Origin of the sequence: Micromonospora sp. DH14 (assembly GCF_029809455.1) — a bacterium.
In the GTDB taxonomy this organism is placed as follows: Bacteria; Actinomycetota; Actinomycetes; order Mycobacteriales; family Micromonosporaceae; genus Micromonospora; species Micromonospora parva.
Genome location: NZ_JARVKT010000029.1, coordinates 49,851 through 74,157 on the forward strand (window position 1 = coordinate 49,851; position 24,307 = coordinate 74,157).

22 protein-coding genes are annotated in these 24,307 nt (G+C 72.9%); 14 read left to right on the plus strand and 8 right to left on the minus strand.

Translation table 11 applies throughout. The features are described 5' to 3' along the window. Positions 1–143: 143 nt before the first annotated feature. On the minus strand, positions 144–545 hold the full coding sequence (locus QCZ28_RS27490) for a rhodanese-like domain-containing protein (RefSeq protein ID WP_030333422.1): 402 nt from the start codon (positions 543–545) through the stop codon (positions 144–146). A gap of 284 nt (positions 546–829) precedes the next feature. Between QCZ28_RS27490 and QCZ28_RS27495 the strand changes: the two genes are divergently transcribed. From QCZ28_RS27495 to QCZ28_RS27515, 5 genes are all read left to right on the plus strand, one after another. Continuing rightward, positions 830–1,474 (plus strand): hypothetical protein, encoded by a 645-nt coding sequence (locus QCZ28_RS27495; RefSeq protein ID WP_279519372.1) that lies wholly within the window; start codon positions 830–832, stop codon positions 1,472–1,474. A 67-nt stretch (positions 1,475–1,541) separates the two neighbouring features. Then, positions 1,542–2,687 carry a M48 family metallopeptidase gene (locus QCZ28_RS27500; protein ID WP_279519351.1) on the plus strand — a complete coding sequence of 382 codons (1,146 nt, stop codon included), beginning with the start codon at positions 1,542–1,544 and terminating at the stop codon, positions 2,685–2,687. 36 nt (positions 2,688–2,723) lie between these two features. Then, positions 2,724–4,067, plus strand: a complete 1,344-nt coding sequence (locus QCZ28_RS27505) for a dipeptidase (protein WP_279519373.1) — start codon at positions 2,724–2,726, stop codon at positions 4,065–4,067. Between the two features lie 84 nt (positions 4,068–4,151). Beyond that, the gene (locus QCZ28_RS27510) at positions 4,152–4,358 is read left to right on the plus strand and encodes a hypothetical protein (RefSeq protein WP_030333429.1); all 207 of its coding nucleotides are present in this window, start codon (positions 4,152–4,154) and stop codon (positions 4,356–4,358) included. Positions 4,359–4,468: 110 nt separating this feature from the next. Beyond that, the gene (locus QCZ28_RS27515) at positions 4,469–6,061 is read left to right on the plus strand and encodes an ATP-dependent DNA ligase (protein WP_279519352.1); all 1,593 of its coding nucleotides are present in this window, start codon (positions 4,469–4,471) and stop codon (positions 6,059–6,061) included. Between the two features lie 10 nt (positions 6,062–6,071). Here the strand turns inward: QCZ28_RS27515 and QCZ28_RS27520 are convergent, their stop codons facing one another. Next, positions 6,072–6,893 carry an SURF1 family protein gene (locus QCZ28_RS27520; RefSeq protein WP_279519353.1) on the minus strand — a complete coding sequence of 274 codons (822 nt, stop codon included), beginning with the start codon at positions 6,891–6,893 and terminating at the stop codon, positions 6,072–6,074. A gap of 206 nt (positions 6,894–7,099) precedes the next feature. On the opposite strand from QCZ28_RS27520, the gene QCZ28_RS27525 reads away from it, so the two are divergent. Beyond that, positions 7,100–8,503 carry a cobyrinate a,c-diamide synthase gene (locus QCZ28_RS27525; RefSeq protein ID WP_279519354.1) on the plus strand — a complete coding sequence of 468 codons (1,404 nt, stop codon included), beginning with the start codon at positions 7,100–7,102 and terminating at the stop codon, positions 8,501–8,503. After that, entirely contained in the window at positions 8,500–9,069 is a 570-nt protein-coding gene (locus QCZ28_RS27530; protein ID WP_279519355.1) for a GNAT family protein, read from the plus strand. The genes QCZ28_RS27525 and QCZ28_RS27530 overlap by 4 nt, the downstream gene beginning before the upstream one ends. A 43-nt stretch (positions 9,070–9,112) precedes the next feature. On the opposite strand, the gene QCZ28_RS27535 is transcribed toward QCZ28_RS27530, so the two are convergent. Continuing rightward, positions 9,113–11,242 (minus strand): transglycosylase domain-containing protein, encoded by a 2,130-nt coding sequence (locus QCZ28_RS27535; RefSeq protein WP_279519356.1) that lies wholly within the window; start codon positions 11,240–11,242, stop codon positions 9,113–9,115. Positions 11,243–11,363: 121 nt separating this feature from the next. Between QCZ28_RS27535 and cobC the strand changes: the two genes are divergently transcribed. Genes cobC through cobA form a run of 3 tightly spaced genes read left to right on the plus strand, consistent with a single transcriptional unit; the run spans position 11,364 to position 14,996 of the window. Beyond that, complete coding sequence (gene cobC, locus QCZ28_RS27540) at positions 11,364–12,449, plus strand: Rv2231c family pyridoxal phosphate-dependent protein CobC (protein WP_279519357.1); 1,086 nt, start codon at positions 11,364–11,366, stop codon at positions 12,447–12,449. Next, on the plus strand, positions 12,449–13,579 hold the full coding sequence (gene cobT / locus QCZ28_RS27545) for a nicotinate-nucleotide--dimethylbenzimidazole phosphoribosyltransferase (RefSeq protein ID WP_279519374.1): 1,131 nt from the start codon (positions 12,449–12,451) through the stop codon (positions 13,577–13,579). Before cobC ends, cobT begins: the two co-directional genes overlap by 1 nt. A 40-nt stretch (positions 13,580–13,619) precedes the next feature. Beyond that, positions 13,620–14,996: a uroporphyrinogen-III C-methyltransferase gene (gene cobA, locus QCZ28_RS27550; protein ID WP_279519358.1), complete on the plus strand. Its 1,377-nt coding sequence runs from the start codon at positions 13,620–13,622 to the stop codon at positions 14,994–14,996. A gap of 190 nt (positions 14,997–15,186) precedes the next feature. On the opposite strand, the gene otsB is transcribed toward cobA, so the two are convergent. The 4 genes from otsB to QCZ28_RS27570 all read right to left on the minus strand — a co-directional run bounded on the left by otsB (position 15,187) and on the right by QCZ28_RS27570 (position 20,028). Beyond that, positions 15,187–17,748 carry a trehalose-phosphatase gene (otsB, locus tag QCZ28_RS27555; protein ID WP_051708603.1) on the minus strand — a complete coding sequence of 854 codons (2,562 nt, stop codon included), beginning with the start codon at positions 17,746–17,748 and terminating at the stop codon, positions 15,187–15,189. Between the two features lie 41 nt (positions 17,749–17,789). Then, positions 17,790–19,190, minus strand: a complete 1,401-nt coding sequence (locus tag QCZ28_RS27560) for a trehalose-6-phosphate synthase (RefSeq protein ID WP_279519359.1) — start codon at positions 19,188–19,190, stop codon at positions 17,790–17,792. 143 nt (positions 19,191–19,333) lie between these two features. Further along, on the minus strand, positions 19,334–19,726 hold the full coding sequence (locus QCZ28_RS27565; RefSeq protein ID WP_279519360.1) for a hypothetical protein: 393 nt from the start codon (positions 19,724–19,726) through the stop codon (positions 19,334–19,336). Then, positions 19,723–20,028: a hypothetical protein gene (locus tag QCZ28_RS27570; RefSeq protein WP_279519361.1), complete on the minus strand. Its 306-nt coding sequence runs from the start codon at positions 20,026–20,028 to the stop codon at positions 19,723–19,725. Before QCZ28_RS27570 ends, QCZ28_RS27565 begins: the two co-directional genes overlap by 4 nt. A 209-nt stretch (positions 20,029–20,237) precedes the next feature. On the opposite strand from QCZ28_RS27570, the gene ettA reads away from it, so the two are divergent. The 4 genes from ettA to QCZ28_RS27590 all read left to right on the plus strand — a co-directional run bounded on the left by ettA (position 20,238) and on the right by QCZ28_RS27590 (position 23,823). Further along, positions 20,238–21,914, plus strand: a complete 1,677-nt coding sequence (ettA, locus tag QCZ28_RS27575) for an energy-dependent translational throttle protein EttA (RefSeq protein ID WP_279519362.1) — start codon at positions 20,238–20,240, stop codon at positions 21,912–21,914. A 12-nt stretch (positions 21,915–21,926) separates the two neighbouring features. After that, positions 21,927–22,373, plus strand: a complete 447-nt coding sequence (locus QCZ28_RS27580) for a thioesterase family protein (RefSeq protein WP_279519363.1) — start codon at positions 21,927–21,929, stop codon at positions 22,371–22,373. Beyond that, positions 22,370–23,107: a hypothetical protein gene (locus QCZ28_RS27585; RefSeq protein ID WP_279519364.1), complete on the plus strand. Its 738-nt coding sequence runs from the start codon at positions 22,370–22,372 to the stop codon at positions 23,105–23,107. The genes QCZ28_RS27580 and QCZ28_RS27585 overlap by 4 nt, the downstream gene beginning before the upstream one ends. 131 nt (positions 23,108–23,238) lie before the next feature. Continuing rightward, complete coding sequence (locus QCZ28_RS27590; protein ID WP_279519365.1) at positions 23,239–23,823, plus strand: YbjN domain-containing protein; 585 nt, start codon at positions 23,239–23,241, stop codon at positions 23,821–23,823. A gap of 21 nt (positions 23,824–23,844) precedes the next feature. Here the strand turns inward: QCZ28_RS27590 and QCZ28_RS27595 are convergent, their stop codons facing one another. Next, positions 23,845–24,273 (minus strand): globin, encoded by a 429-nt coding sequence (locus tag QCZ28_RS27595; RefSeq protein WP_279519366.1) that lies wholly within the window; start codon positions 24,271–24,273, stop codon positions 23,845–23,847. Positions 24,274–24,307 lie beyond the last annotated feature (34 nt).

Sequence of the window (24,307 nt, forward strand, 5' to 3'; positions counted from 1 at the left end):
GGACTGTGCAGGTGGGGGACCGCCCATGATCGTGCTCGATCGTTGTTCCAGGGGCCTCGTCCGCGTGCGGAGGGGCCTGTTTCCTGGATCGAGCGCGATCGTGAGCCGGCTGCCCGCCGGAGGTGGGCGCACGGTGGTGGGGGTCAGGGGCGGACGTCGGCGGGGCGGTCGGTGGTGGGCAGGCCGGCGGCGAGCCAGGCGTCCACACCGCCGATCATGTCGGTGGCCCGACGCAGCCCGAGGGTCTGCAAACTGGCGGCGGCCAGGCTGGAGCTGTAGCCCTGCCGGCACACCAGCACGATCTCCCGGTCGTACCCGGTGGCCTCCGGGATCCGCCAGGCGCTGGCCGGATCGAGGCGCCACTCCAGTACGGTCCGGTCGATGACGACCGCGCCCGGCAGGTCGCCCTGTTCGCGGCGTTGCAGGTCGGTACGGGTGTCGACCAGCAACGCGCCGCCGCGGACCGCCTCGACGGTCTGCTGCGGAGTCAGTCGGTGCAGCCCGGCGCGGGCCTGTTCGAGCAGGGCGTCTATGCCGGGGCTCATCACGTCTCGGAGCACCACCCGATCATCCCGATTCGGTGGCACCCCGGGCGGCGAACGGGCCGCCCGTCACCCGTCGTCGCCCCAATTCCCCCGGACGTGACGGTGGCCGGCCAGGGCGACCAGCCGGACGGGTCACGGTGGCCCATCCTGGCCCCTCAACCAGCATGATCGACATGGCCGCGCGGTGCCCCTTCGGCAGGGACACCGCGACCGCACCGAACCGGAGTCGATCACCCTGCCCGCCGGTGGTGACGGCATACTTCGGTCATGCACCACGCGAGGTTGTGCTGAACCCGGAGACTGCCGGCCCGACCGTGGCGGTTGTCGAGGCGTACGCCGAACTGGCTCGTCGGGTGCTCGCGGGCCCGGCGCGGTTGGGGCGGACCCGGCTGGTCGCCGTCGACGGGCCGAGCGGCGCGGGCAAGAGCCGATTCGCCGCGCAGCTCGCGGATGCCCTGGCGGGGCCGCTCGGCGACCGACCGCCGGTGGTGCACACCGACGACCTGCTCGACGGGTGGGACGATCAGGTCACCTTCTGGCCCCGGCTCGACGACTGGGTGCTCGCCCCGCTGCGGGCCGGGAAGCCGGGTGCCTACCGGCGGTACAGCTGGGTCCGGCACCGTTTCCTGCCCCGGCCGGTGCCGGTGCCGGCGGCTCCGGTGCTGCTGGTCGAGGGGGTCAGCGCCGCCCGTGCGGTCGTCCGGCCGGAGCTGACGCTGGCCGTGTTCGTCACCGCACCCGCGTCGCTGCGGCTGGCACGCGCGCTCGCCCGGGACGGGCCGGAGATCCTGCCCGAGCTGCGCCGCTGGCACGACGGGGAGCGGGCGCACTTCGCCGTCGACAAGACCGCGACCCACGCCGACCTGGTGGTCGACGGCGCGCCCGGCCTGCCGCACGACGTGGACCGGTACTACGTGCGGCTGCGCTGAGCGGGGCATGGACGTCGGCCACCGACTACGGCACGATGCGGGGAGCTACGGCGAACGGGGAGCCACCATGACGGCAGCGGACGCGCCAGCGCGGCGTCGGATCACCCTCACCGGCATCAGCTCACGGGCCTGGGAGCATCCCGCCGACCGGGGTGCCCTGGTCGCGCTGCGGGAGCTGCGCGGTTTCGACGACGTGGTGCGGTCGTTCTTCGGCATGTGGAACGAGCGGGGTTTCCGGCTGTCCGTGCTGGCCTCCGGCATCCGGGTCGACCACCGGCAGTACCCGGCGGTGTGGCAGCGCTACACCGAGGCCGCGGCGGCGCTCGACGTGGCCGAGCTGCCCGAGCTGTACGTGACCCAGTCGCCCTGGTTGGGCGCCGAGGCTGTCGGGCTGGAGCGGCCGTTCATCGTGGTGAACTCCGCCTGCGTGCAACAACTCGACGAGGACGAGCTGCGCTGTCTGCTCGGCCACGAGTTGGGGCACGTGGGCAGCGGGCACGCGGTCTACAAGACCATGCTCATGATCCTCACCCGCTGGGCTGCCAACCTGAGCTGGTTGCCGGTCGGCGCGATCGCGCTGCGGGCCATCATCGCGGCGATGCTGGAGTGGTGGCGCAAGGCGGAGCTGTCCGCCGACCGGGCGGGCCTGCTCGCCGGGCAGGACCCGGCCGCCGCGTTGCGGCTGTTGATGAAGCTCGCCGGTGGCGGTGACCTGTCCCAGGTCGACACCACCGCCTTCCTGGAGCAGGCCGCCGAGTACGCCGGCGGCGGCGACCTGCGCGACAGCCTGCACAAGATCCGGATGACCGCGTGGAGCACCCACCCGGTGCCGGTGGCGCGGGCGGCGCAGCTGCGCCAGTGGATCGACTCCGGGGCGTACGGGCGGGTGCTGGCCGGGGACTACCCACGCCGCGAGGACGACAGCTCGACCAGCGTCACGGAGGAGATCAAGGCCGCTGCCGAGTCGTACCGGGAGGAGTTCAGCAGGTCCAGCGACCCGCTGGTCGGGTTGCTGCGCCGGCTCGGCGACGGCGCGAGCGACGTCGGCGAGTGGGTGGGCGGCACCGCCGGTCGGGCCCGTTCCTGGATGGACGCGGCCACCGAGGCGGCGGCCCGCGCGCACCGCGCCGGCCGGGCCGCCCCCGGTGCGCGGGCCGGCGCCGGCCCCACGGACAGCGGTGACGGTACGGGCTCCGCCGGCACGCCCAGGTAAGGCCGGCATACGATGCCGGTCATGACCTCACCGATCATGTCCGAGTCCGAGGTGCGAGCCGCCGTCGAGCGGGAGATGCCCGGCGTCCGGGCCGACCTGGAGCGCCTCGTCCGCATCCCCGGCATCGCCTTCGAGGGCTTCGACCACTCGCACGTGGAACGCTCCGCCGAGGCGGTGGCCGAGCTGCTGCGCGGTTGCGGCCTGGACGTCGAGATCGTGCGATCCGGCGGCCAGCCGGCGGTGATCGGCCGTCGGGCCGCGCCGCCCGGCGCACCCACAGTGCTGCTCTACGCCCACCACGACGTCCAGCCGGTCGGCGACCTGTCGCTGTGGGAGTCCGACCCGTTCGAGCCGGTGGAACGGGACGGCCGGCTCTACGCCCGGGGCGCGGCCGACGACAAGGCTGGCGTCATGGCGCACATCACGGCGCTGCGCGCGTACGGTGACGCGCTGCCGGTCGGCGTGGTCCTGTTCATCGAGGGCGAGGAGGAGTACGGCTCCGACTCGCTGGAGCAGTTGCTGGTCGAGCACCGCGACAAGCTCGCCTCCGACGTCATCGTGATCGCCGACTCCGGCAACTGGGACATCGGCGTACCGGCGTTGACCACCTCGCTGCGGGGCATCGTCAACTGCTTCGTCGAGGTGCGCACGCTCGACCAGGCGGTGCACAGCGGCATGTTCGGCGGCGCCGTGCCGGACGCGCTCACCGCGCTGGTCCGGTTGTTGGCGACGCTGCACGACGACGCCGGTGACGTGGCGGTGGACGGGCTGGTGGGCCGCGAGGGCGCCACCGTCGACTACCCGGAGGACCGGATCCGGGCCGAGGCGGGGCTGGCCGACGGCGTGGGCTTCATCGGCACCGGCCGGATCACCGACCGGCTCTGGACCAAGCCGGCGCTGGCCATCCTCGGTGTCGACGCGCCGTCCACGGGCGAGGCGCCGAACGCCCTGGTCCCGTCCGCGAAGGCGAAGCTCAGCATCCGGCTCGCCCCGGGCGACGACAGCAAGCGGGCGTACGCGGCGGTGCGCGCGCACCTGGAGCGGCACGCGCCGTGGGGTGCGCAGGTGACCGTCACCTTCGAGCACGACGGCGACCCGTGCGTGATCGACGCGTCCGGGCCGATGTTCGACGCCGCCCGGTCGGCTTTCCGGGCCGCCTGGGACGGCACCGACCCGGTGGACATCGGCGTCGGCGGCTCGATTCCGTTCATCGCCACCTTCCAGGAGATGTTCCCGAAGGCGGCGATCCTGGTGACCGGTGTGGAGGACCCGCACGCCCGTGCGCACGGCCCGAACGAGAGCCTGCACCTGGGGGAGTTTGCCCGGGTCTGCCTCGCCGAGGCGCTCCTGCTGGGCAAGGTGGCGGCAGCGGGCGGGTAGGGCCCCGGGCGTGGCGCGGGAACTTTGGGTCTGATCTGGGGGTTTACGGCGTGTCGGCCCGCTGTCTGTTATAGCCTTTCGTACATGAGTACGAACGAGGTGATGGCCCGGTTGGGGGCCGCTGTCAGCGCGCTGGGAGATGTCGACGTCTCCGCGTGGTCCGAGGACACGCTCAACGAACAGCTCGGTGAGCTCTCCGCCGCACTGGTCGCCCTCGACTCGGTGCTCTCCCGCGTGGCCGGCGAGGTCCGGGCCCGGGGGCTGCGCATTGAGGAGCCCGTCTCGGCCTAGGGCTGCTTCCGCGAGGAATGGCCCGCCCGTCGTCCGCGTGAGCGGGCGGCACCCTGCCGACACCGCCCGGGCACGGCAATGCCCGGGCGGTGTCGGAGGTGACTGGCAGGATGAGCTGCGTGCGGTTCCTCGATCTGGCAGCCACCTCCGCCGCCGTCGGTGCCACCAGCGGCCGGCGCGCCAAGGTGGAGCTGCTCGCTGACGCGCTGCGCCGACTGGATCCCGACGAGGTCGAGCCCGGCGCCGGCTATCTCGCCGGTGAGCTGCGCCAACGGCAGACCGGGGTTGGCTACGCGAGCCTGCGTGACCTGCCGCCGCCGGCCGCCGAGCCGACGTTGACGGTGGCCGCCGTGGACGCCGCCATCGCGCAGATCGCCGCCGTGCACGGCTCGGGCTCGCAGGCTCGACGTCGGGCGCTGCTCGGTGCCCTCTACGCGGCGGCGACGGTCGACGAGCAGCGTCTGCTCACCGGTCTGTTCAGCGGCGAGCTACGTCAGGGCGCCCAGGCCGGGCTCCTCGCGGACGCGGTGGCCCGGGCCGCCGAGGTGCCGGTGGCAGCGGTTCGCCGGGCGCTGCTGCTCGCCGGTGATCTGCGGGCCGTGGCGGTGGCCGCGCTGGCCGGCGGGGCTGCCGAGCTGGCCGGGTTCGGTCTGCGGGTCGGCCGGCCGCTGGCGCCGATGCTCGCGCAGAGTGCCCCCTCGGTCGACGAGGCGCTCGCCGCGACCGGCACGCCGGCGGTGGTCGACGTGAAGCTCGACGGCATCCGCATCCAGGTGCACCGCTCCGGCACCGACATCGCGGTGTTCACCCGCAGCCTCGACGAGATCACCACCCGGGTGCCCGAGGTGGTCGCCGCGGTCCGCGCCCTGCCCGGCCGGGAGATGGTCCTCGACGGCGAAGCGATCGGCCTGGACGAGACCGGCCGCCCGCTGCCGTTCCAACAGACGTCGAGCCGGGCCGCCCGACGCACCACCCCCAGCACCACCGGGCGCACCCCGGTCGCCCCGGCGGTGCTCGCGGCGGCTGCCAGCACGGGCGCGACGGTGCTCACCCCGTACTTCTTCGACCTGCTGCACCTCGACGGCGAGGATCTGATCGACCTCCCCGGCCGGGAGCGGTGGGCCGCCCTCGCCGGTGCTGTGGATTCGTCGCTGCTGGTCGGTCGGATGGAGGTCGACGATCCGGAGCAGGCCGCCACCGCGTTCGCCGCAGCGCTCGACGCCGGGCAGGAGGGCGTGGTGGTGAAGGCCCCGGACGCCCCCTACGACGCCGGCCGGCGCGGTTCCGCCTGGGTCAAGGTGAAACCGCGACACACGCTCGACCTGGTGGTCCTCGCCGTCGAGTGGGGCAGCGGCCGACGCAAGGGCTGGCTGTCCAACCTGCATCTGGGCGCGCGTGACGCGCGCACCGGCGACTTCGTCATGCTCGGCAAGACGTTCAAGGGGCTCACCGACGAGCTGCTGCGCTGGCAGACCGAGCGGTTCCTCGACCTCGCTGTCGAGCGCGGCGACTGGGTCGTCCGGGTCCGGCCCGAGCAGGTGGTGGAGATCGCCTTCGACGGGGTGCAGACGAGTTCGCGCTATCCCGGCGGGATGGCGCTGCGGTTCGCCCGGGTGGTGCGTTACCGCGACGACAAGTCCGCCGCCGAGGCGGACACCATCGACGCGGTCCGCGCCATCCACGCCGGCCGGGTGAGCGGCTGACGGGGCGAGGTCACGCGGACGCGGTCGGCGCAGGCTCGGCGGCCCGGTCCAGGGGAGCCTCGGTGACGCCGATGCCGGCGGCCCGGCGGGCCTCACGACGAGCCACCCAGCCGTAACCGAACAGGGCCATCACCGCGAACAGCCACCACTGCACGACGTAGCCGAAGTTCTGCCAGTTGTTGGCGTGCCCCACCGGCACCGCCTTGAACACCGGGTCGGCTGCCGGGGTCTGCTCGTCGAGCAGCAGGTAGGCGCCGTAGACCGGGTAGGGGAGCTCGCCGGCCAGCCGTGACACCCCGATCCGCCGGATCTCCAGCAGCCCGTCCCGTCGGGCCACCGCGCCGGCGCCGCTCTCGGTCTCGTGCACCCGTCCGACCACCGTCACGTCCCCGGTCGGCGCGGCCGGCACCGACGGCTGGGCGGTCGCCCCACCGGCTGCCGGCGGGATCCACCCCCGGTCCACCAGCAGCGCCGTGCCGTCGGTGAGCACCAGCGGGGTGAGCACCTCGAAGCCGACCCGGCTGTCCACCGTGCGGCCGCGGACCAGCACGGTGTTCGCGGGGTCGTACCGGCCGGTGACGGTGACCCGGGTCCAGACCTTGTCCTCGGCGGGGGCCGGACCCACCGTCCCGGGGCCGCCGCTGGGGGCGCGCAGCGCGTCGGCGAGCGGCGCGGGGGCCATCCGCTGGCCCGCGTCGATCCGCTCGTTGACCTCGGTGCGTCCCTGGTAGCGGTCCAGCTGCCAGTTGCCCAGGAACACCATGACGGCGGCGGCGACCAGGGTCAGCGCGAGAGCGCCCAGCCAGCGTGGGCTCAGCAGGAACCGGTACACGGCACCGAGGCTACTCGTATGACCGGCGCCACTGACCTGGACCGGGCCGGACCGGGCCGGGATCGTCGCCCGGGGCCCCTGCCAGGGCCGGACCGTCCGCCCCGGTTGGCGGTGCTCGCGCCTGCGGCCGGGCGGGTATCGTCACGCCGACGGATCGGCCCCGGTCGTCCCGTCGCGTACCCGCCGCCGCTCGCGAGGAGTCGATGATGACCGTCGTGCCGCGCCTGGTGCTCAGCGCGCCGTCCTCCGGGCACGGTAAGAACGCGCTGGCGATCGGGCTGCTCGCCGCCCTGGCCGAGCGCGGGGTCGACGTCGCCGGGTTCAAGCTCGGGCCGGATCACGTCGACGCCGCCTACCTCGGTCTCGCCTCCGGTCGGCCGGGCCGGGTGATCGACCCCCGGCTGGTCGGCGTCGACCGGCTCGCCCCGCTGGTGGCGCACGGCGCCACCGGTGCCGGGCTCGCCGTGGTGCAGGGCAGCATGGGGTTGTACGACTCGGTCGGTGGCCGTCCCGAGCAGGAGTCCACCGCCGCCGCTGCCGCCGCGCTGCGCAGCCCGGTGGTGCTCGTTGTCGACGTGGCCGCGATGGGTCAGTCGGTGGCCGCCCTGGTGCACGGGTTCCGCTCGTACGACGAGCAGTTGTGGCTCGGCGGGGTGATCCTCAACCGGGTGGCGTCGTCGCGGCACGAGGGGATGCTGCGCGAGGCGTTGGACGACGTGGGAGTGCCGGTCTACGGCGCGCTGCGCCGCCAGGACCTGCCGGCGGTGCTGCCGTCGCGGCGGCACGGTGTCGCGCCGGTGGTCGACGACTCGGCCGACGCCGTCCGGGCGGTCCGCCGGCTGGGCGAGGCCGTCGCCGCCACTGTCGACCTGGAACGGCTGCTCGGGCTGGCCCGCTCCGCCCCGCCGCTGCCGGCGCCGGCCTGGTCTCCCGAGGAGGCCATCGGCGCGTTCACACCCCCGGCGAATCGTCCGCTGGTGGCGGTGGCCGGTGGGCCGGGCGGCAGCTTCAGCCACCCGGAGACGGCGGAGTTGCTCCGGGCCGCCGGCGCCGAGGTCGTCGTCCTGGACCCGCTGCGCGACGAGGCGCTGCCGGTCGGCACCCGCGCGTTGGTCGTCGGCGGCGCGCTGCCCGAGGCGTACGCCGGGCAGTTGTCGGCCAACCGGCGGCTCTGCATCGCGGTGGCCGAGTTGGCGCGGACCGGGTGTCCGGTGATCGCCGAGGGCGCCGGGCTGCTGTGGCTGGCCCGGGAGTTGGACGGGTTGCCGATGTGCGGTGTCCTGGACGCGGTCGGCGTCAGCCGGGACGGGGTGGTGGCCGGCTACCGGGAGGCGACCGCCCAGACCGACAGCGTGGTCGCCGCCAGCGGCACGGTGCTGGTCGGGCACAAGGCGCACCGTGCGGTGCTCACCCCGCGCGCCGGTCAGCGCCCGGCCTGGAGCTGGGAGGGCGGTGCGCCGGAGGGCTTCGTCTGGCGTAACGTGCACGCCTCGCAGCTCGCCGTGCACTGGGCCAGCCATCCGGCGACGGCCACCCGGCTGGTCGCCGCGGCGGCGGCCGACCCGACGGGCGAGGTGGTAGCCGCGCAGTCCGGCGGGGTGCCGGTGTGATCGGTCAGGTGGCGGTGCGCCGATTCCCGGCGTTGACCGTCTCCACCCCGCGTACCGAGGTGCGTCAGCTCACGGCTGCCGACGCGGCGGCGGCCGGGGAGATCTTCGCCGACAAGCTGACCCGGCGTTGGCTGCCGTTGCCCGACGACTCCGGTCCGATCGACGGGCTGGCCTGGTGCACCGATCTGGCCCGGCAGCGGCGCGACAGCGGGGAGGGCGACCACTACGCGGTGCTGCGGCGCGAGGACGACCAGGTGGTGGGCTCGCTGTGGACCCGGCGTACCGACTGGGGCGCCCGCCTCACCGAAATCTCCTACGCGATGGCGGCATCCGCGCGGGGCTTCGGCTTCGCCGCCGAGGCGGTCGACGCGGTGGCCATCGCGCTGATCCTGGAGCACGGTTTCCAACGGGTCGAGCTGCGGGTGGCGCCCGGCAACCTGGCCTCGCGCCGGGTCGCCGAGAAGGCCGGGTTCAGCTACGAGGGTCTGCTGCGTAACGCCGGGTTCGTCAGCGGCGGCCGGGTGGACCTGGAGCTGTGGTCGTTCGTCGCCGCCGACCTGCGCTGAGTCGCCGTTGACCCGCGCCGACCTGCGCTGACCCGCCCGCCGGTCAGCCGACGATGGCGTCGGATGGTGGGGTGAACTGGCGGGTCGGGGTGCCCTTCAGGCCGTCGCGCAGGGTCTCGGCGACCGCCGCGATGGGGATCTGGGACTGCCCGTCACCGACCGCGTTGAACGGATTGTCCGGGTCGGAGATGAAGCTCGCCGCCGCCAGCTCCGGGGTGTAGCCCACGAACCAGGCCGACCTGGTGCTGTCGGTCGTACCCGTCTTGCCGGCCACCGGGCGTCCGACGGTGCCCCGCACGCTGTCGGCGGTGGACCAGCCGCCGCAGCTGCCGCGCGCCGGGGTGTCGCCGGTGGGGCAGCGGGCCGCGTCGGTGGCTGCCCGCGCGGCGTCCGCGCTGACGACCTGCCGGCACCGTGGCTTGGCCACTTCGCGGTGGAGGCCGCCCGGGGTGGCGTACGTGGCGGGCGTGCCGTCCCGGTTCATGATCGCTTGCACCGGGATGGCCTCGCAGTAGCGGCCGTCGGCGGCAATGGCGGCGTAGGCGTTCGCCATCTCCAGTGGGGTGGCGTCGGAGACGCCCAGAGTGAACGCCCCCCACTTCTTCGCCTTGGCCGGGGACGCCTGTTCCCGGTCGACGTCGGTGCGCCACCGCAGCCCGAGCTGTTCGGCCAACCGGACCGCCCGGTCCGCGCCGACCTTCTCCTCCAGCCACACGAAGTACGTGTTGACCGATTTGCCGAAGCCGGACCACATGGTCTGCTGACCGGTCATTGCGCCGCTGGCGTTGGAGGGTGCCCAGCCGTCGTACACGGACGACTTGTAGCGGTAGGGCGCGTTGAACGAGGTGGAGAGGGTCATCCCCGAGTCCAGCGCGGCCAACATCGGGAACATCTTGAACGTCGACCCGGCCTGGTAGCCGGCCAGGTCACCGCCGCCCAGCAGCGGCGCGACAGTGTTCGGGTAGTTGGCCTTCACCTTCGGCCCGGCCTCGGGGTTGGAGCTCTGCGGGTTCTCGGCCAGGTCCAGCGAGTACGTCCGGTTGACCGCCATCGCCTTCACCCGCCCGGTGCCCGGCTCGGAGACCACGATGCCGTTGGCGAACGGGCTGCCGGTGGCGTCCTTGGCGCCGACGTTCTTCTCCGCCGCCTCCTGGATCTTCGGGTCGAGGCTGAGCACGATCCGGTAGCCGCCCCGCCGCAGGTTGTCCATCCGTTCCAGCCGGTTCGCGCCGAACGCGGGCTGCGCGCTCCACCAGTTCTTCAGGTAGTCGCAGGCGAACCCCCAGCTGTTGTACTTCTCCGGGATGGCCGCGCAGTCGTGCGGTGGGGTGGTCAGCTTGAGCCGGATCGGTTCGGACTTGGCGGCGGCGGCCGAGTCGGGGGAGAGGTAGCCGAGTTGGCTCATCCGGTCCAGCACGTAGTTGCGCCGGCCGGTGGCCTCCTTCTGGTCGGAGTCGGCCGGGTCGTACTCGGACGGGGACTTGACCAGTCCGGCGAGGGTGGCGGCCTCGACCGGGGTGAGGTCCTTGGGGGTCTTGGAGAAGAAGATCTCGCTGGCCGCGTAGATGCCGTACGCCCGGTGCCCGAAGTACGCCGAGTTCAGGTAGCGCTCCATGATCTGTTCCTTGCTCAGCTCCTTCTCCAGGTCCAGCGCCATCCGCATCTCCTTGACCTTGCGCAGGCTGGTCTGCTGGGTGGCTTGCTGGACCTCCTTGGGCGTGGTCGCGCTGTCCCGCAGGGCCATCCGGACGTACTGCATGGTCAGCGTCGAGGCGCCCTGGGAGCCGCCGGAGCGGGCGTTGGAGACGAAGGCCCGGGCCACGCCCTTCGGGTCGACGCCGTGGTGCTGGTAGAAGCGGGAGTCCTCGGCCGCGACGATCGCCTGCTGGATGTTCGGCGACATGTCCGACAGCTTGGTGTACTGCCGGTACTCCTCGTAGAACATGGTCAGCACGGTCTTGCCGTCGGGAGCGTAGAGGTACGAGGTCTCGGCGGGCAGGGCGGTCTTCAGCACCCGGGTCTTCTGGTCCACGGCGTGCGCGGTGGCCTTCGCGCCGAGCCCGGTGAGGGCGACCAGTGGGTACGCGGCGGCGGCGATCACGATTCCGGCGATCAGCCCGGCACGGAGAAGAGGGACGAGACGACCAGCGGCGGCAAGGGGTCGATTGCTCACCTGGTCAAGTTATGACATTTCCGATTCGTACATGAGAAGAACTCTTAAACCGGCGAGTGGTGACGCGGCTTACGTCGAGATCGGCTGTCCCACCGGCCCCCTTCCCGGCAGGATCGCGGACATGTCTGATCAGCCGAGCACGCTCGCCCCACCCACCGGGTTCGAGCCGGACCTCGGGCACCACGGCGACGCGGAGGCCACCGCCGGCCTGATCGACCTCGCCGTCAACGTCCGTCGGGCCCGGCCTCCCGCCTGGCTCGCCGACCCGATCGCCGCGACCCTCACCGACCTGGCCCGCTATCCGGACCCGGCGCCGGCCCGGGCGGCGGTCGCCGCCCGACACCGCCGTCACCCGAACGAGGTGCTGCTGACCGCCGGCGCCGCCGAAGGCTTCGTGCTGATCGCCCAGGCGCTGCGCGGCGTCCGCCGCCCGGTGGTGGTGCATCCGCAGTTCACCGAGCCGGAGGCCGCGTTGCGGGCCGCCGGCCACCAGGTCGAGCGGGTGCTGCTCGACGCCGCCGACGACTTCCGGCTCGACCCGTCCCGGGTGCCCGCCGACGCCGACCTCGTGATGATCGGCAACCCGACGAACCCGACCTCGGTGCTGCACCCCGCCCGGTCGGTGGCCGCGCTGGCCCGCCCCGGCCGGGTGCTGGTGGTCGACGAGGCGTTCGCCGACACCACCGCCGCCCCCGGGCACCCCGGCGAGCCGGAGTCGCTGGCCGAACGCCGCGACCTGCCCGGGTTGCTCGTGGTGCGCAGCCTCACCAAGACGTGGGGTCTGGCCGGCCTCCGGATCGGCTACCTGCTCGGCGAAGCGGAGCTGCTGTCCCGGCTGGCCGCCGTCCAGCCGCTCTGGGCCGTCTCCACGCCGGCGCTGGCGGCGGCGTCGGCCTGCGCCAGCGCCGTCGCGGTCCAGGCCGAACGCGCGATCGCCGCCGACCTCGCCGCCGACCGCGATCACCTGGTCGCGCGACTGGCCGACCTGCCCGGTGTACGCGTCGTCGGCCCGCCCGCCAGCGCGTTCGTCCTGCTGCACCTGCCGGGTGCCACCCGGATCCGGGCGGCCCTGCGCGAGCGCGGCTGGGCGGTGCGCCGGGGCGACACGTTCCCCGGCCTCGGGCCGGACTGGCTGCGGGTGGCGGTACGTGACCGAAACACCACCGACGCGTTCATCGACGTGCTGCGCGAGACCATGGAGGCATGATGCTGGAGACCACGATCGCGGCGATCCGCCCGGCGGACGAGGCGGCCATGGCCGCCGCCCGCGAGCTGCACGGACGGCTGACCAAGCCGGTGGGCTCGCTGGGCGCGCTGGAGGAGCTTTCGGTACGCCTCGCCGGCCTGGCCGGGGCGTGCCCACCGCCGCTGCCCGAGCCGGCCGCGGTGGCGATCTTCGCCGGCGACCACGGGGTGCACGCCCAGCGGGTCAGCCCCTGGCCGCAGGAGGTCACCGCGCAGATGATCGGCAACTTCCTGGCCGGTGGTGCGGTGGTCAACGCGTTCGCCCGGCAGGCCGGTGCCTCGGTCACCGTCGTCGACGTCGGCGTGGCCACCCCGCTGCCCACCGACCCGGCCGCCGCGCCGGCCGGCTCCGACCCGGCCGCGCTCGACCCGGCGGTCACCGGTCCGGCAGTGCTCGACCCGGCAGTGCCCCGGCTCGTCGTCGCTCCGGTCCGCCGGGGCACCCGGGATTTCACTGTGACCACCGCGCTGACCCGGGACGAGGCGCTGGCGGCGGTACAGACCGGCATCCGGATCGCCGACGAGCTGATCGACGCCGGTGCCGGCATTCTGCTCACCGGGGACATGGGCATCGGCAACACCACCCCGGCCGCCGCGCTGATCGCCGCGTTCACCGGCGTCGACGCGCTCGACGCCACCGGTCGGGGCACCGGCGTCGACGACCCGACGTACGCGCACAAGGTGGCGGTGGTGCGGGCCGCGCTGGCCCGGCACACTCCCGACCCGGCCGACCCGCTGGGGGTGCTGGCCGCCGTCGGTGGCCTGGAGCACGCCGCCCTGGCAGGGCTGATCCTGGGTGCCGCGGCGCGCCGCACGCCGGTGCTGCTGGACGGCGTGATCGGGGTCTCGGCCGCCCTCGCCGCCGCCGCGTTCGCCCCGGCTGCGGTCTGCGCGATGGTCGCCGGCCACCGCTCGGCCGAGCCCGGTGCCACAGTGGCGCTGCGGCACCTCGGGCTCGACCCGCTGATCGACCTGGGGCTGCGCCTCGGCGAGGGCACCGGCGCGCTGCTGGCGTTGCCAGTGGTCACCGGCGCGGTCCGGGTGCTGCACGAGGTGGCCACCTTCGACTCCGCCGGGGTGGCCGAGAAGTGACAGCGCGCGACGAACGAGCCGCCCGCCCCGGCGGTGCGGTATGACCGCCAACCCGTACCCGCTCGGCCTGCGGCTGCACGGGCGACGGGTGGTGGTGGTGGGCGGCGGCGCGGTCGCCACCCGGCGGGTGCCCGCGCTGCTGGACGCCGGTGCGGACGTCCTGCTGGTGGCCCCGGAGCTGACCCCGGCGCTGCGCGCCCGGGTCGACGCGGGGCGGCTGCACTGGGTGCCGCGCCGGTTCGAGCCGGAGGACCTGGACGGCGCCTGGCTGGTCCAGGTCGCCGTCGACGACCCGATGGCGGCGGCCTCGGTGAGCGCTGTGGCCGCCGAGCGAAGGATCTTCTGCGTCCGGGCCGACGACCGCACGGCCGCCACCGCCTGGACCCCGGCGGTGACCCGGCACGGCCCGGTCACCGTGGCGGTGCTCGGCGGCGGCGACCCCCGACGGGCGATGACCGTCCGCGACGCGGTCCGCGAGCTGCTCGCGGTCCGCCTGGGATCGGGCGGGACCGCTTCGACGCGGGGCCGGCCCGGCCCTCCGGCCGGTGCGACAGGTGGGACCGGCGCGGGCGGCTCGACCGGTGCGACCGGCACAGCCGGTGCAGCCGGTGCGGGCGGCGCGGGTGGCGCGGGCGGCGCGGGTGGCGCGGGCGGCGCGACCGGTGCGGCCGGAGCGGGCAGTGGGCGGCGGCCCGGGCGGGTGGCGCTGGTCGGGGCGGGCCCTGGTGACCCCGAGCTGATCACGGTCAAGGGCTGGCGGCTGCTCACCGAGGCGGACGTGGTGGTCGCCGACCGGTTGGTGCCCGGCCTGCTCCTGGACGAGCTGCGCCCGGACGTCGAGTTGGTGGACGCCTCGAAGATCCCCTACGGCCCGTCCCGGGCCCAGGAGGAGATCAACCAGATCCTGGTCGACCGGGCCCTGGCCGGCGCCGCCGTGGTCCGGCTCAAGGGCGGCGACCCGTACGTCTTCGGGCGCGGTGGTGAGGAGTTGCTGGCCTGCGCGGCGGCCGGTGTGCCGGTGACAGTGGTCCCCGGGGTGACCAGTTCGATCGCCGCCCCGGCGGCGGCCGGGATTCCGGTCACCCATCGGGGGGTGGCGCACGAGTTCACAGTGGTCTCCGGGCACCTGGCACCCGACTCGCCGGCTTCGCTGGTGCGCTGGGACGCCCTCGCCGGTCTGCGCGGCACCCTGGTGATCCTGATGGGGTTGAAGAACCTCGCCGCCATCACGGCCACCCTGATCGCCCACGGTCGGCCGCCGCAGACGCCGGCCGCCGTCGTCCAGGAAGCCACCACCGGCACCCAACGGATCCTGCGGTCCACGCTGGGCGAGGTGGCCGCCGACCTGCTCGCCGCCGACCTGCGCCCGCCCGCCGTCGTCGTGGTGGGAGACGTGGTGGGAGCGCTCGACGGCTGAGGGCCCGTTCCGACCGCGCCGGCGACACCGGTCGGGCGGCCGAGGGTGCTCACCGGCGAGAGCTTGGACAGTTTCCGTCACGTGCTGACGGAAACTGTCCAAGATTGCCAGCGATGGCCGGTGTGGCGGTGCCGGCACAGACGACGGGCCGGAGCAGCGCTGCTCCGGCCCGTCGTGGTCTGTCGGTCGACTACTGCTTGAGCATGTTGTCCAGCAGCAGGGCGCAGCGGATCAGCCCGAGGTGGCTGTACGCCTGCGGGTGGTTGCCCAGACCGCGCTCGGCCAGCGGGTCGTACTGCTCGGGGAGCAGGCCGGTCGGGCCGGCGGTCAGCACCATCTGCGCGAACAGCTCCTCGGCGTCGGTGCGGCGACCGGTGCGCAGGTACGCCTCGATCAGCCACGCCGTGCAGATGTGGAAACCGCCCTCGCGGCCGGGCAGGCCGTCGTCCCAGTGGTAGCGGTAGACGACCGGGCCGCTGCGCAGGTCCGCCTCGATCCGCAGGACTGTGGACAGGAAGCGCGGGTCGTCGCCCGGGAGCAGACCGGAGAGGCCGATCCAGAGCGACGAGGCGTCCATGTCCTCGTCCCCGTACGCGACGCTGTACGCCTCGACGTCGGAGTGCCAGCCGTGCTCCAGCACGTTGGCGCCGATCCGGTCCCGCAGGTCCTTCCACTCGGGCCGGTCCTCGCCGCCGTGCTGGCGCATCACGTGCAGCGCCCGGTCGACCGTCATCCAGCACATCACCTTGGAGAACACGTGGTGCCGGGGTGGCAGCCGGGCCTCCCAGATGCCGTGGTCGGGCTCGTGCCAGCGGCGGCGGACCGCCTCGACCATGTTCTCCAGGACCCGCCACTCGTCGTCGCGGACCGAGCCGCGAGCGTCGGCGACGGCCGCGATCAGGTCGGCGATCGGGCCGAAGACGTCCAGCTGCAACTGGTGGTTGGCGAGGTTGCCGACCCGGACAGGCCGGGAGCCGGCGTACCCGGGCAGCGTGTCGATGACCGCCTCGGCGCCCAGCTCGTAACCGTCGATGGTGTAGAGCGGGTGCAGCCGCTCCGGGTGCCCGCCGGTGCGCTCGATGCAGCCGTCCACCCAGCGCAGCAGGGCCTCGGCCTCCTCGACGGAGCCCAGGTCGACCAGGGCGCGGGCGGTCAGCGCGGCGTCGCGCAGCCAGCAGTAGCGGTAGTCCCAGTTGCGGACGCCGCCCAGCTCCTCGGGGAGCGAGGTGGTCGCCGCGGCCAGGATCGAGCCGGTGGCCTCGTGGCAGAGCCCGCGCAGGGTGAGGGCGCTGCGCGCGACCAGGTCACGAGCGGTGGAGGGCAGCCGCAGCGAGGCCACCCAGTCCTTCCACGGCTGCTCGGCGGCGGCCTGACGCTCGTGGATCGGCACCCGGTGATGCTCCAGGCTGTGCGTGCCGAAGCGCAGCTCCAGCACGACCTGCCCGCCGGCCGCGGAGAGGTCGACGATCGCCTTGGCGGTCTCGTACCCACCGTCGTTGCCGACCTCCCACTGCACGCCCGGGGAGTAGAGCGCGACCGGCTCGTTGGAGCCGAGCACCAGCAGGCCGTCGCCGAGCGGCTGCAACTGCACGGCCACCTGGCCGAACTCCGGCCGCGGCGCGAACTCCACCCGGGCCTTGCCGCCGCCGGTCAGCACCCGGACCAGGGTCGAGTCACCGGTGACGACCGCCGGGCCGTCCGGGGTGGTCTCCCGGGCCGGCTTGTCCAACCAGTCGGTGACGGTGAGCCCGGACCAGCGGGTCTCCACGGTCATCGTGCCGGAGCGGTAGCGCTGACCCAGCGGGATGCCGCCGCGTTCCGGGACGATGCTGAAGTGGCCGGCCGGGCTGCCACCGACCAGATCGGCGAAGATCGCCGCCGAGTCCGGCTTGGGGTGGCAGAGCCAGCTCACCTTGGCCTCGGGGGTGAGCAGCGCGACGGTACGACCGTTGGCCAGCATGGAGTGCCGCTCGATGGGCACCGCCCGCTCGCCGAACAGCCAGTGCCGGCGGGTCTCCAGCAGCAGCGCGAGTGCCCGCGCGGCCTCCAGCGGGTCGGCCACCCGGTAGCCGGCCTGGGTGTCACCGGGGCCGATCTTGATGCCGAGGTCGGGGCCGTGCAGGTTGCCGAACGCGTTCTCGTCGGTGATGTCGTCGCCGATGAACAGCACCGCGCTGGCGGCGAGCTGGGTCCGGAGCTGGTCGACAGCGGTGCCCTTGTGGGTGGCCACCACGGAGAGCTCGATGACCTCCTTGCCCTGGGTCACCGTGACGCCGTCGAAGGTGGCCGGACCGTTGAGCACCGCCTCGATGGCCGAGGCCGCGACCTGCGGGTCGATTCCCCGGGTGTGCATGGCGACGCTGGCCGGTTTGCGTTCCAGCCGGATCCCCGGGTGTTCGGCGGCGATCTCGCGCAGCGCGTTGCGCACCTGGGTGCGGACGGCGACCAGCTCGGGCGAGAGCCGCTCGACGAAGCCGATGTCGAACTCGGAGCCGTGGCTGCCGACGAGGTGCACCTCGCTGGGCAGCCGGGAGAGGGCGGCCAGGTCGCGCAGCGCCCGACCGGAGACCACCGCGACGGTGGTCTGCGGCAGCGCGGCGAGTGCGCGGACCGCGGCCACCGACTCGGGCAGCGGGACGGCCGTGCTCGGATCCTCCACGATCGGCGCGAGCGTGCCGTCGTAGTCGCAGGCGACCAGGAGCTGGGGGACCCGGGCGATCCGGCCGATGGCGGCGCGCAACTCAGGGTCCATGACCCCGGTGGCGATTGCCGCCCCATCGTTGACGGACGTGTTCACTCGGCCTCCGCCTCGGGAACTCCGAGCTCCGAGAGGAAAGACTTGGCCCAGTGGCCCACGTCGTGGGTACGCAGGTGACGTTGCATTGTCCGCATCCGGCGGCGTGCCTCGGTTTTCTCCACGTGCACGGCCCGGAGGAGGGCGTCCTTGACCGCGTCCGGGTCGTGCGGGTTACACAAAAATGCCTGGCGAAGCTCGGTGGCGGCACCGGCGAACTCACTGAGTACGAGCGCGCCACCCTGGTCGGCACGTGATGCTACGTATTCCTTCGCCACGAGGTTCATTCCGTCTCGCAGCGGGGTCACCATCATCACGTCGGCAGCAACGTACATCGCCGCCAGCTCACTGCGACTGTACGACTGATGGAGGTAATGGACCGCCGGCACGCCGACCCGACCGAACTCGCCGTTGATCCGGCCGACCTCGCGCTCCACCTTGACCCGTAGTGCCTGGTAGTGCTCCACGCGCTCACGGCTGGGCGTGGCGACCTGAACCATGACCGCGTCGGGAACTGTCAACTTTCCGTCAGCCAGCAGCTCCCGGAAGGCCTTGAGCCGCAACTCGATGCCCTTGGTGTAGTCCAGTCGGTCCACGCCCAGGATTATCGTCTTCGGGTCGCCCAGTTCGGCGCGGATCTGCTTGGCCCGGGCCTGGACCGCCGGGTCGGCGGCCATCCGCTCCATTTCCTTGGTGTCGATCGAGATGGGGAAGGCGCCCGCCTTCACCTGCCGACCGTCGACCTGGATCATCTGCCCCTCGTAGCGCAGTCCGAGCAGGTGCCGGGCCAGCCGGACGAAGTTCTGCGCGGCCAGCCGCTGCTGGAAACCGACCAGGTCGGCGCCGAGCAGGCCGCGCAGGATCTCGGTGCGGAACGGCATCTGCATGAACAGCTCGATCGGCGGGAACGGGATGTGCAGGAAGAACCCGATCCGCAGGTCCGGGCGGAGCTCACGGAGCATCGCCGGGACCAACTGGAGCTGGTAGTCCTGCACCCAGACCGTCGCGCCCTCGGCCGCCACGTCGGCCGCGGCCTCCGCGAACCGGGCGTTGACCAGGCGGTACGCCTCGCGCCACCGGCGCTTGTAGGCCGGCGTCTCCACCGCGTCGTGGTAGAGCGGCCAGATCGTCGCGTTGGACTGGCCCTCGTAGTAGCGCTCCAGTTCCTCGGCGCTGAGCGGGACCGGGTGCAGCCGGATCCCCTCCAGGTCGAACGGCTCGGGGGCCGCGCCGGTGCCACCGGCCCAGCCGACCCAGGTGCCCTGGTGTTCGGCGAGGACGGGATGCAGCGCGGTGACCAGCCCGCCAGGGCTACGTCGCCACTGCCGGCCCTCGGGTGTGCTCACCTCGTCGACCGGCAGACGGTTCGCCACTACGACAAAGGAGCTACGGACGGTCACGATCGGCCACCTCCGGGTACTGACGGGTCCACCGCGCTGAGCGTACTGAGCGTAGCTGCGGCGTCTTGTGCCTAGTGCCGGAGTCTCCTACCCGCCCCGGTCTGACCGAACCCCGAAGGTGATCTTCTCGACAGCCGCCCTGGTCAGAGGTCGATGATCGGCCATTCCTTGGGCAACACCTCACCCAGCAGTTCCCGCCGATCCGTCATGATCGGAACGAGAGGGTGTGCGGCGGCGTCCATCGCCAACTGTGCGAGGTCCATCCGACCCTCCATGCGGCGTGACCAGCCCCCAAGGTAGCCGCACATGTTCGCCTCGACGGAGGTGACCTGCACGTGCGGCAGTGCGACGAGCAGTTCGAGCATCTCCCACTGAGCGGGTGCGACGCGCTCGTGTGCGTGCGCGAGACACAAGGCGGGCACGAGCACCTCTTGGCTGTAGTCGGCGGTCTCGGCGATCTTCTTGCCGACATTCTTGCTGCCGGAGGCGAAGGACAGTAGGGCGGCAGTGTCCAGCGCCAGACCGAAGGGGATCACTCGAGCACCCTGGCGCGTGTGACGCGCCCCCCGGCGCGTGCCGCCAGCACCTCGGCTTGCAGTCGGGCGGCCTGCTCACGCAGCTCCGGGGTGATCCGGGCCCTGAGTTGCTCCATCTCCGCGTGGGCCTCAGCGATGTCCTCATCGGTGATCACGAAGCCCGCGCTGGCGAGCATCTCCCGTGTCTTCTCGCCCGCCATCTGGCGCCGCACCGCCCGCGCCACGAATGCGGAGACGTTCGGCTCTAGCGACAGGCGGTCGGCGACGTCGTCCGGCAGGCTGACAGCGATTTTCTTGGTCATACGAAAACGCTAGCGAGTCATACCGGCCTCGGCAATGCGGCTCGCCGGCGTACTCCTGGGGTGGGGTGATGTGGGCGAAGCGCGTCGTACCTGTCAGGATTGACGATGGCGTGCGCGCGGCCGGCTCCCGGCCGGCGGCGGCGGGCGGTCCTCGCAGCCCGCGCCGCGCCGCCGATCAGCGACAGCAACCGACGGAGGTAGCCCGCACCGTGGCCCAGTACATCTACGTCCTGGAAAAGGCCCGCAAGGCGCACGGCGACAAGGTCGTGCTCGACAACGTGACGTTGAGCTTCCTGCCGGGGGCCAAGATCGGTGTGCTCGGCCCCAACGGCGCCGGTAAGTCCAGCCTCCTCAAGATCATGGCAGGCCTGGACAAGCCGAGCAACGGCGAGGCCCGGCTCATGCCCGGCTACACCGTCGGCATGCTGGCCCAGGAGCCCCCGCTCAACGAGGCCAAGACCGTGCTCGGCAACGTCGAGGAGGCGGTCGCCGAGACCAAGGCCAAGCTGGAGCGGTTCAACAAGATCGCCGAGCAGATGGCGACCGACTACTCCGACGAGCTGATGGAGGAGATGGGCAAGCTCCAGGAGGAGCTTGATCACCTCGACGCCTGGGACATCGACTCCAAGCTCGAACTGGCCATGGACGCGCTGCGCTGCCCGCCGCCGGACGCCGACGTGACCCAGCTCTCCGGCGGTGAGCGCCGCCGGGTCGCCCTCTGCAAGCTGCTGCTGGAGGCGCCCGACCTGCTGCTGCTCGACGAGCCCACCAACCACCTGGACGCGGAGAGCGTCTCCTGGCTGGAGCAGCACCTGGCGAAGTACGCCGGCACCGTCATGGCGATCACCCACGACCGGTACTTCCTCGACAACGTGGCCGGCTGGATCCTGGAGCTGGACCGCGGCCGGGCCATCGGGTACGAGGGCAACTACTCCACCTACCTGGAGAAGAAGGCCGCCCGGCTGGCCGTCGAGGGTCGTCGCGACGCCAAGATGAAGAAGCGCCTCACCGAGGAGCTGGACTGGGTTCGCTCCAACGCCAAGGCCCGGCAGACCAAGTCCAAGGCCCGCCTGGACCGCTACGACGAGATGGCCAGCGAGGCGGAGAAGACCCGCAAGCTGGACTTCGAGGAGATCCAGATCCCGCCGGGCCCGCGCCTGGGCAGCACGGTGATCGAGGCGAACAACCTCAGCAAGGGCTTCGGTGACCGGCTGCTGATCGACAACCTGTCGTTCTCGCTGCCCCGCAACGGCATCGTCGGCATCATCGGCCCGAACGGCGTCGGCAAGACCACCCTGTTCAAGACCATCGTCGGGCTGGAGCAGCCGACCGGCGGGTCGGTCCGGGTCGGCGAGACGGTCTCCCTGTCGTACGTCGACCAGAACCGGGAGGGCCTCAACGGCGACAAGACCGTCTGGGAGGTCGTCTCCGACGGCCTGGACTACCTGATGGTGGGCAAGGTCGAGATGCCGTCGCGGGCGTACATCGCCGCGTTCGGCTTCAAGGGCCCGGACCAGCAGAAGCCGACCAAGGTGCTCTCCGGCGGCGAGCGCAACCGGCTCAACCTGGCGCTGACCCTGAAGATCGGCGGCAACGTCATCCTGCTCGACGAGCCGACGAACGACCTGGACGTGGAGACGCTGTCCAGCCTGGAGAACGCGCTGCTGGAGTTCCCCGGCTGCGCCGTGGTCATCTCCCACGACCGGATGTTCCTGGACCGCGTCGCCACGCACATCCTGGCCTGGGAGGGCGACGACCAGAACCCGGCGAAGTGGTTCTGGTTCGAGGGCAACTTCGAGGCGTACGAGAAGAACAAGATCGACCGCCTCGGCGCGGAGGCCGCCCGGCCGCACCGGGTGACCTACCGCAAGCTGACCCGCGACTGACCGGCGCAGACGGTGTCTGATCGCTTCGTCTACCACTGCACCCTGCGCTGGTCCGACCTGGACGCGTACGGCCACGTCAACAACTCGCGCTTCCTCACCCTGTACGAGGAGGCGCGGGTCGCGTTGATGTTCGCCGGCGGGCGGGCCTGGGGTGTCGGCTCGTTCGCCGACGGGGTGGTGATCCGCCGTCACGAGGTCGACTACCTGCGCCCGGTCGACTACGCGCTCGGCCGGGCCACCGCGGAGGCGGCGCCCACCGTACGGATCGAGCTGTGGGTGGAGGAGATCAGGGCCTCCCGGTTCACCGTCGCCTACGAGCTGTACGACGGCGACGTGCTGGCCAGCCGGGCCCGTTCCGTGCTGGTGCCGTTCGACCTGACCCGTCAGGTGCCCCGGCGGATCACCACCGAGGAACGGGACTTCCTGCTCACGTACGCACCGCAGGGCGGTGCGGGGTGACCCGGCCGGGCACCGCTGGGCCGGGCCGGGTGGCGGCGTCGACGCACGGTGTCGCCGGGGTGGCCGACGCGGGTGCCTTCCTGGCCCGGCTGGTCCGACTGGACCCGGCCGCGCCGGTCCGGCTGCGGCCGGCCGGCGCACCCGGCCGGGTCGCGCTGTGGGCCCGGCTGCCGTGGCAGGTTCTGGTGGTCCGCACCGTTGCCGGCGGGCCGGCCGACGGTGTCGCCGAGGACGTCACGCTGGCCGCCGCGGAGCTGCTCGCCGAGCTGGAGCGCGGCGGTACGGCCCTGCCGGCCCGGCGGGACGCCCAGTGGCGGTGGCCGCTGCCGCCGGCGCGGAGCCAGCAGGTGGAGGCGTTGCCCGTCGCCGAGCTGCGACGGATCGCGGACGCGGCGGCGGGCACCCTGCGGACGGCGAGCGAGCAGGGTGTCGCCGGCCGGGCTGTGGGCCAGCGGGCGCTGCGCGACGCGTTGCTTGACCACGTGGCGGTGCTGATCACCCCGGACGGGAAGCCCGCCGTGCCGGTCGAGGTGCCGCAGCGGCTGGTGCAGGGGGTGGTCCGGATGGGCTTCCTCGGCGCCGCCGACGGCTCGCCGGCCGGCGAGGGCGGGGACACCGTTCAGGTGCGGGTGGCCGGTCGTTGGGTCGGTCTGGTGGGACCGCACGGAGCGGCGTGGTTGCAGAAGGCCACGGATCTTGCCGTGACACCCCTGAGGGCTCGTCCGAACGGATGACCCCGGTTCATTCTTCTGGTCAGGGGCGGTCGTTGGGGGGGTGCTTCAACCCGGCTGTCCGGGTACCGTCCATCCTCGGATCCAACGCACCGTAGGCGACTGGATCCGCTGGGGAGTGAGGTGCGCGAGCGATGCCGTGGTGGTCATGGCGCCCCGGTCCCGCCGACGGCGGCGATCCGGAAGCCCGAAGCGGGATCACAGTCGACAGTGCGGTCCGGATTGGTCCGCCCAGCCCTCGCCAGCCGGGGGACGACTGCCCGTCCAACGAGCGGCCAGTGCTGACCGAGATGCCCGCCACCGTCGAGCCGGTGAGCCTGCGCCGGGTCTGTGACGCACTCGATCTACTGGACGTGCGCTACCTGGCCGACGGCGACGGCAACCTGCTGGCGATGTGGGAGCGGCACGCCGTACTGGTCACACTGGAAGGCCCCGAGGACGAGATCCTCGTCATGCGGGCCCGTCCGCACGCCACGGTCCCGCCGGACTGGGCCGACCGGGCGTACCGGGTGGTCAACGAGTGGAACCACACCCGCCGGTTCTGCAAGGCGTACATCGGTGACCCGACCGAGCGCGGTCAGCTGCCGATCTACGCGGAGCTTCAGGTGCCGCTCGGTGCCGGCACCCACGACGCGCTGTTGGTCGAGATGCTCGACTGCGGCGCGGCGGTCGCCACCAGCTTCGTGGACTGGCTGCACGACGAGGGCGCGCTGCTCTGACGGTGCGGCGGGCCGGGCGGGTCAGACGCCGTGGGCGGGGTCGTCCTCGACGTTGACCATGAAGTACGCGGCCCGCTCCAGGTAGTCCCAGAGGGTGCCGGCGATCTCCGGCTCAAGGTCGAGTCGATCCACGGCCCGGCGCATGTTCCGCAGCCAGGCGTCCCGTTCGGCCGCGCCGATCCGGAACGGCGCGTGCCGCATCCGCAGCCGCGGGTGCCCGCGCTGGGCGGAGTAGGTGTTCGGCCCGCCCCAGTACTGCATCAGGAACAGGGTCATCCGGTCCGCGGCCGGGCCCAGGTCCTCCTCCGGGTACATGGGGCGCAGCAGGGGATCGGTGGCGACACCGGCGTAGAACTCGTCGACCAGCCTGCGGAAGGTGGGTTCGCCGCCGACCGCCTCGAAGAGGGTCATCGACGCACCGGGACGGTCGGATTCGCCTGCGGAAGTCACAGATCCATCCTGCCAGGTGCGCCCCGGGCCGACC

What these genes read in the sequence shown, in the direction of transcription:
- QCZ28_RS27490 (WP_030333422.1), bottom strand. Translation starts at nt 545, where the DNA reads ATGAGCCCCGGCATAGACGCCCTGCTCGAACAGGCCCGCGCCGGGCTG.
- QCZ28_RS27500 (WP_279519351.1), top strand. Translation starts at nt 1,542, where the DNA reads ATGACGGCAGCGGACGCGCCAGCGCGGCGTCGGATCACCCTCACCGGC.
- QCZ28_RS27505 (WP_279519373.1), top strand. Translation starts at nt 2,724, where the DNA reads ATGTCCGAGTCCGAGGTGCGAGCCGCCGTCGAGCGGGAGATGCCCGGC.
- QCZ28_RS27510 (WP_030333429.1), top strand. Translation starts at nt 4,152, where the DNA reads ATGAGTACGAACGAGGTGATGGCCCGGTTGGGGGCCGCTGTCAGCGCG.
- QCZ28_RS27515 (WP_279519352.1), top strand. Translation starts at nt 4,469, where the DNA reads ATGAGCTGCGTGCGGTTCCTCGATCTGGCAGCCACCTCCGCCGCCGTC.
- QCZ28_RS27525 (WP_279519354.1), top strand. Translation starts at nt 7,100, where the DNA reads ATGACCGTCGTGCCGCGCCTGGTGCTCAGCGCGCCGTCCTCCGGGCAC.
- cobC (WP_279519357.1), top strand. Translation starts at nt 11,364, where the DNA reads ATGTCTGATCAGCCGAGCACGCTCGCCCCACCCACCGGGTTCGAGCCG.
- cobT (WP_279519374.1), top strand. Translation starts at nt 12,449, where the DNA reads ATGCTGGAGACCACGATCGCGGCGATCCGCCCGGCGGACGAGGCGGCC.
- cobA (WP_279519358.1), top strand. Translation starts at nt 13,620, where the DNA reads ATGACCGCCAACCCGTACCCGCTCGGCCTGCGGCTGCACGGGCGACGG.
- otsB (WP_051708603.1), bottom strand. Translation starts at nt 17,748, where the DNA reads ATGGACCCTGAGTTGCGCGCCGCCATCGGCCGGATCGCCCGGGTCCCC.
- QCZ28_RS27570 (WP_279519361.1), bottom strand. Translation starts at nt 20,028, where the DNA reads ATGACCAAGAAAATCGCTGTCAGCCTGCCGGACGACGTCGCCGACCGC.
- QCZ28_RS27590 (WP_279519365.1), top strand. Translation starts at nt 23,239, where the DNA reads ATGCCGTGGTGGTCATGGCGCCCCGGTCCCGCCGACGGCGGCGATCCG.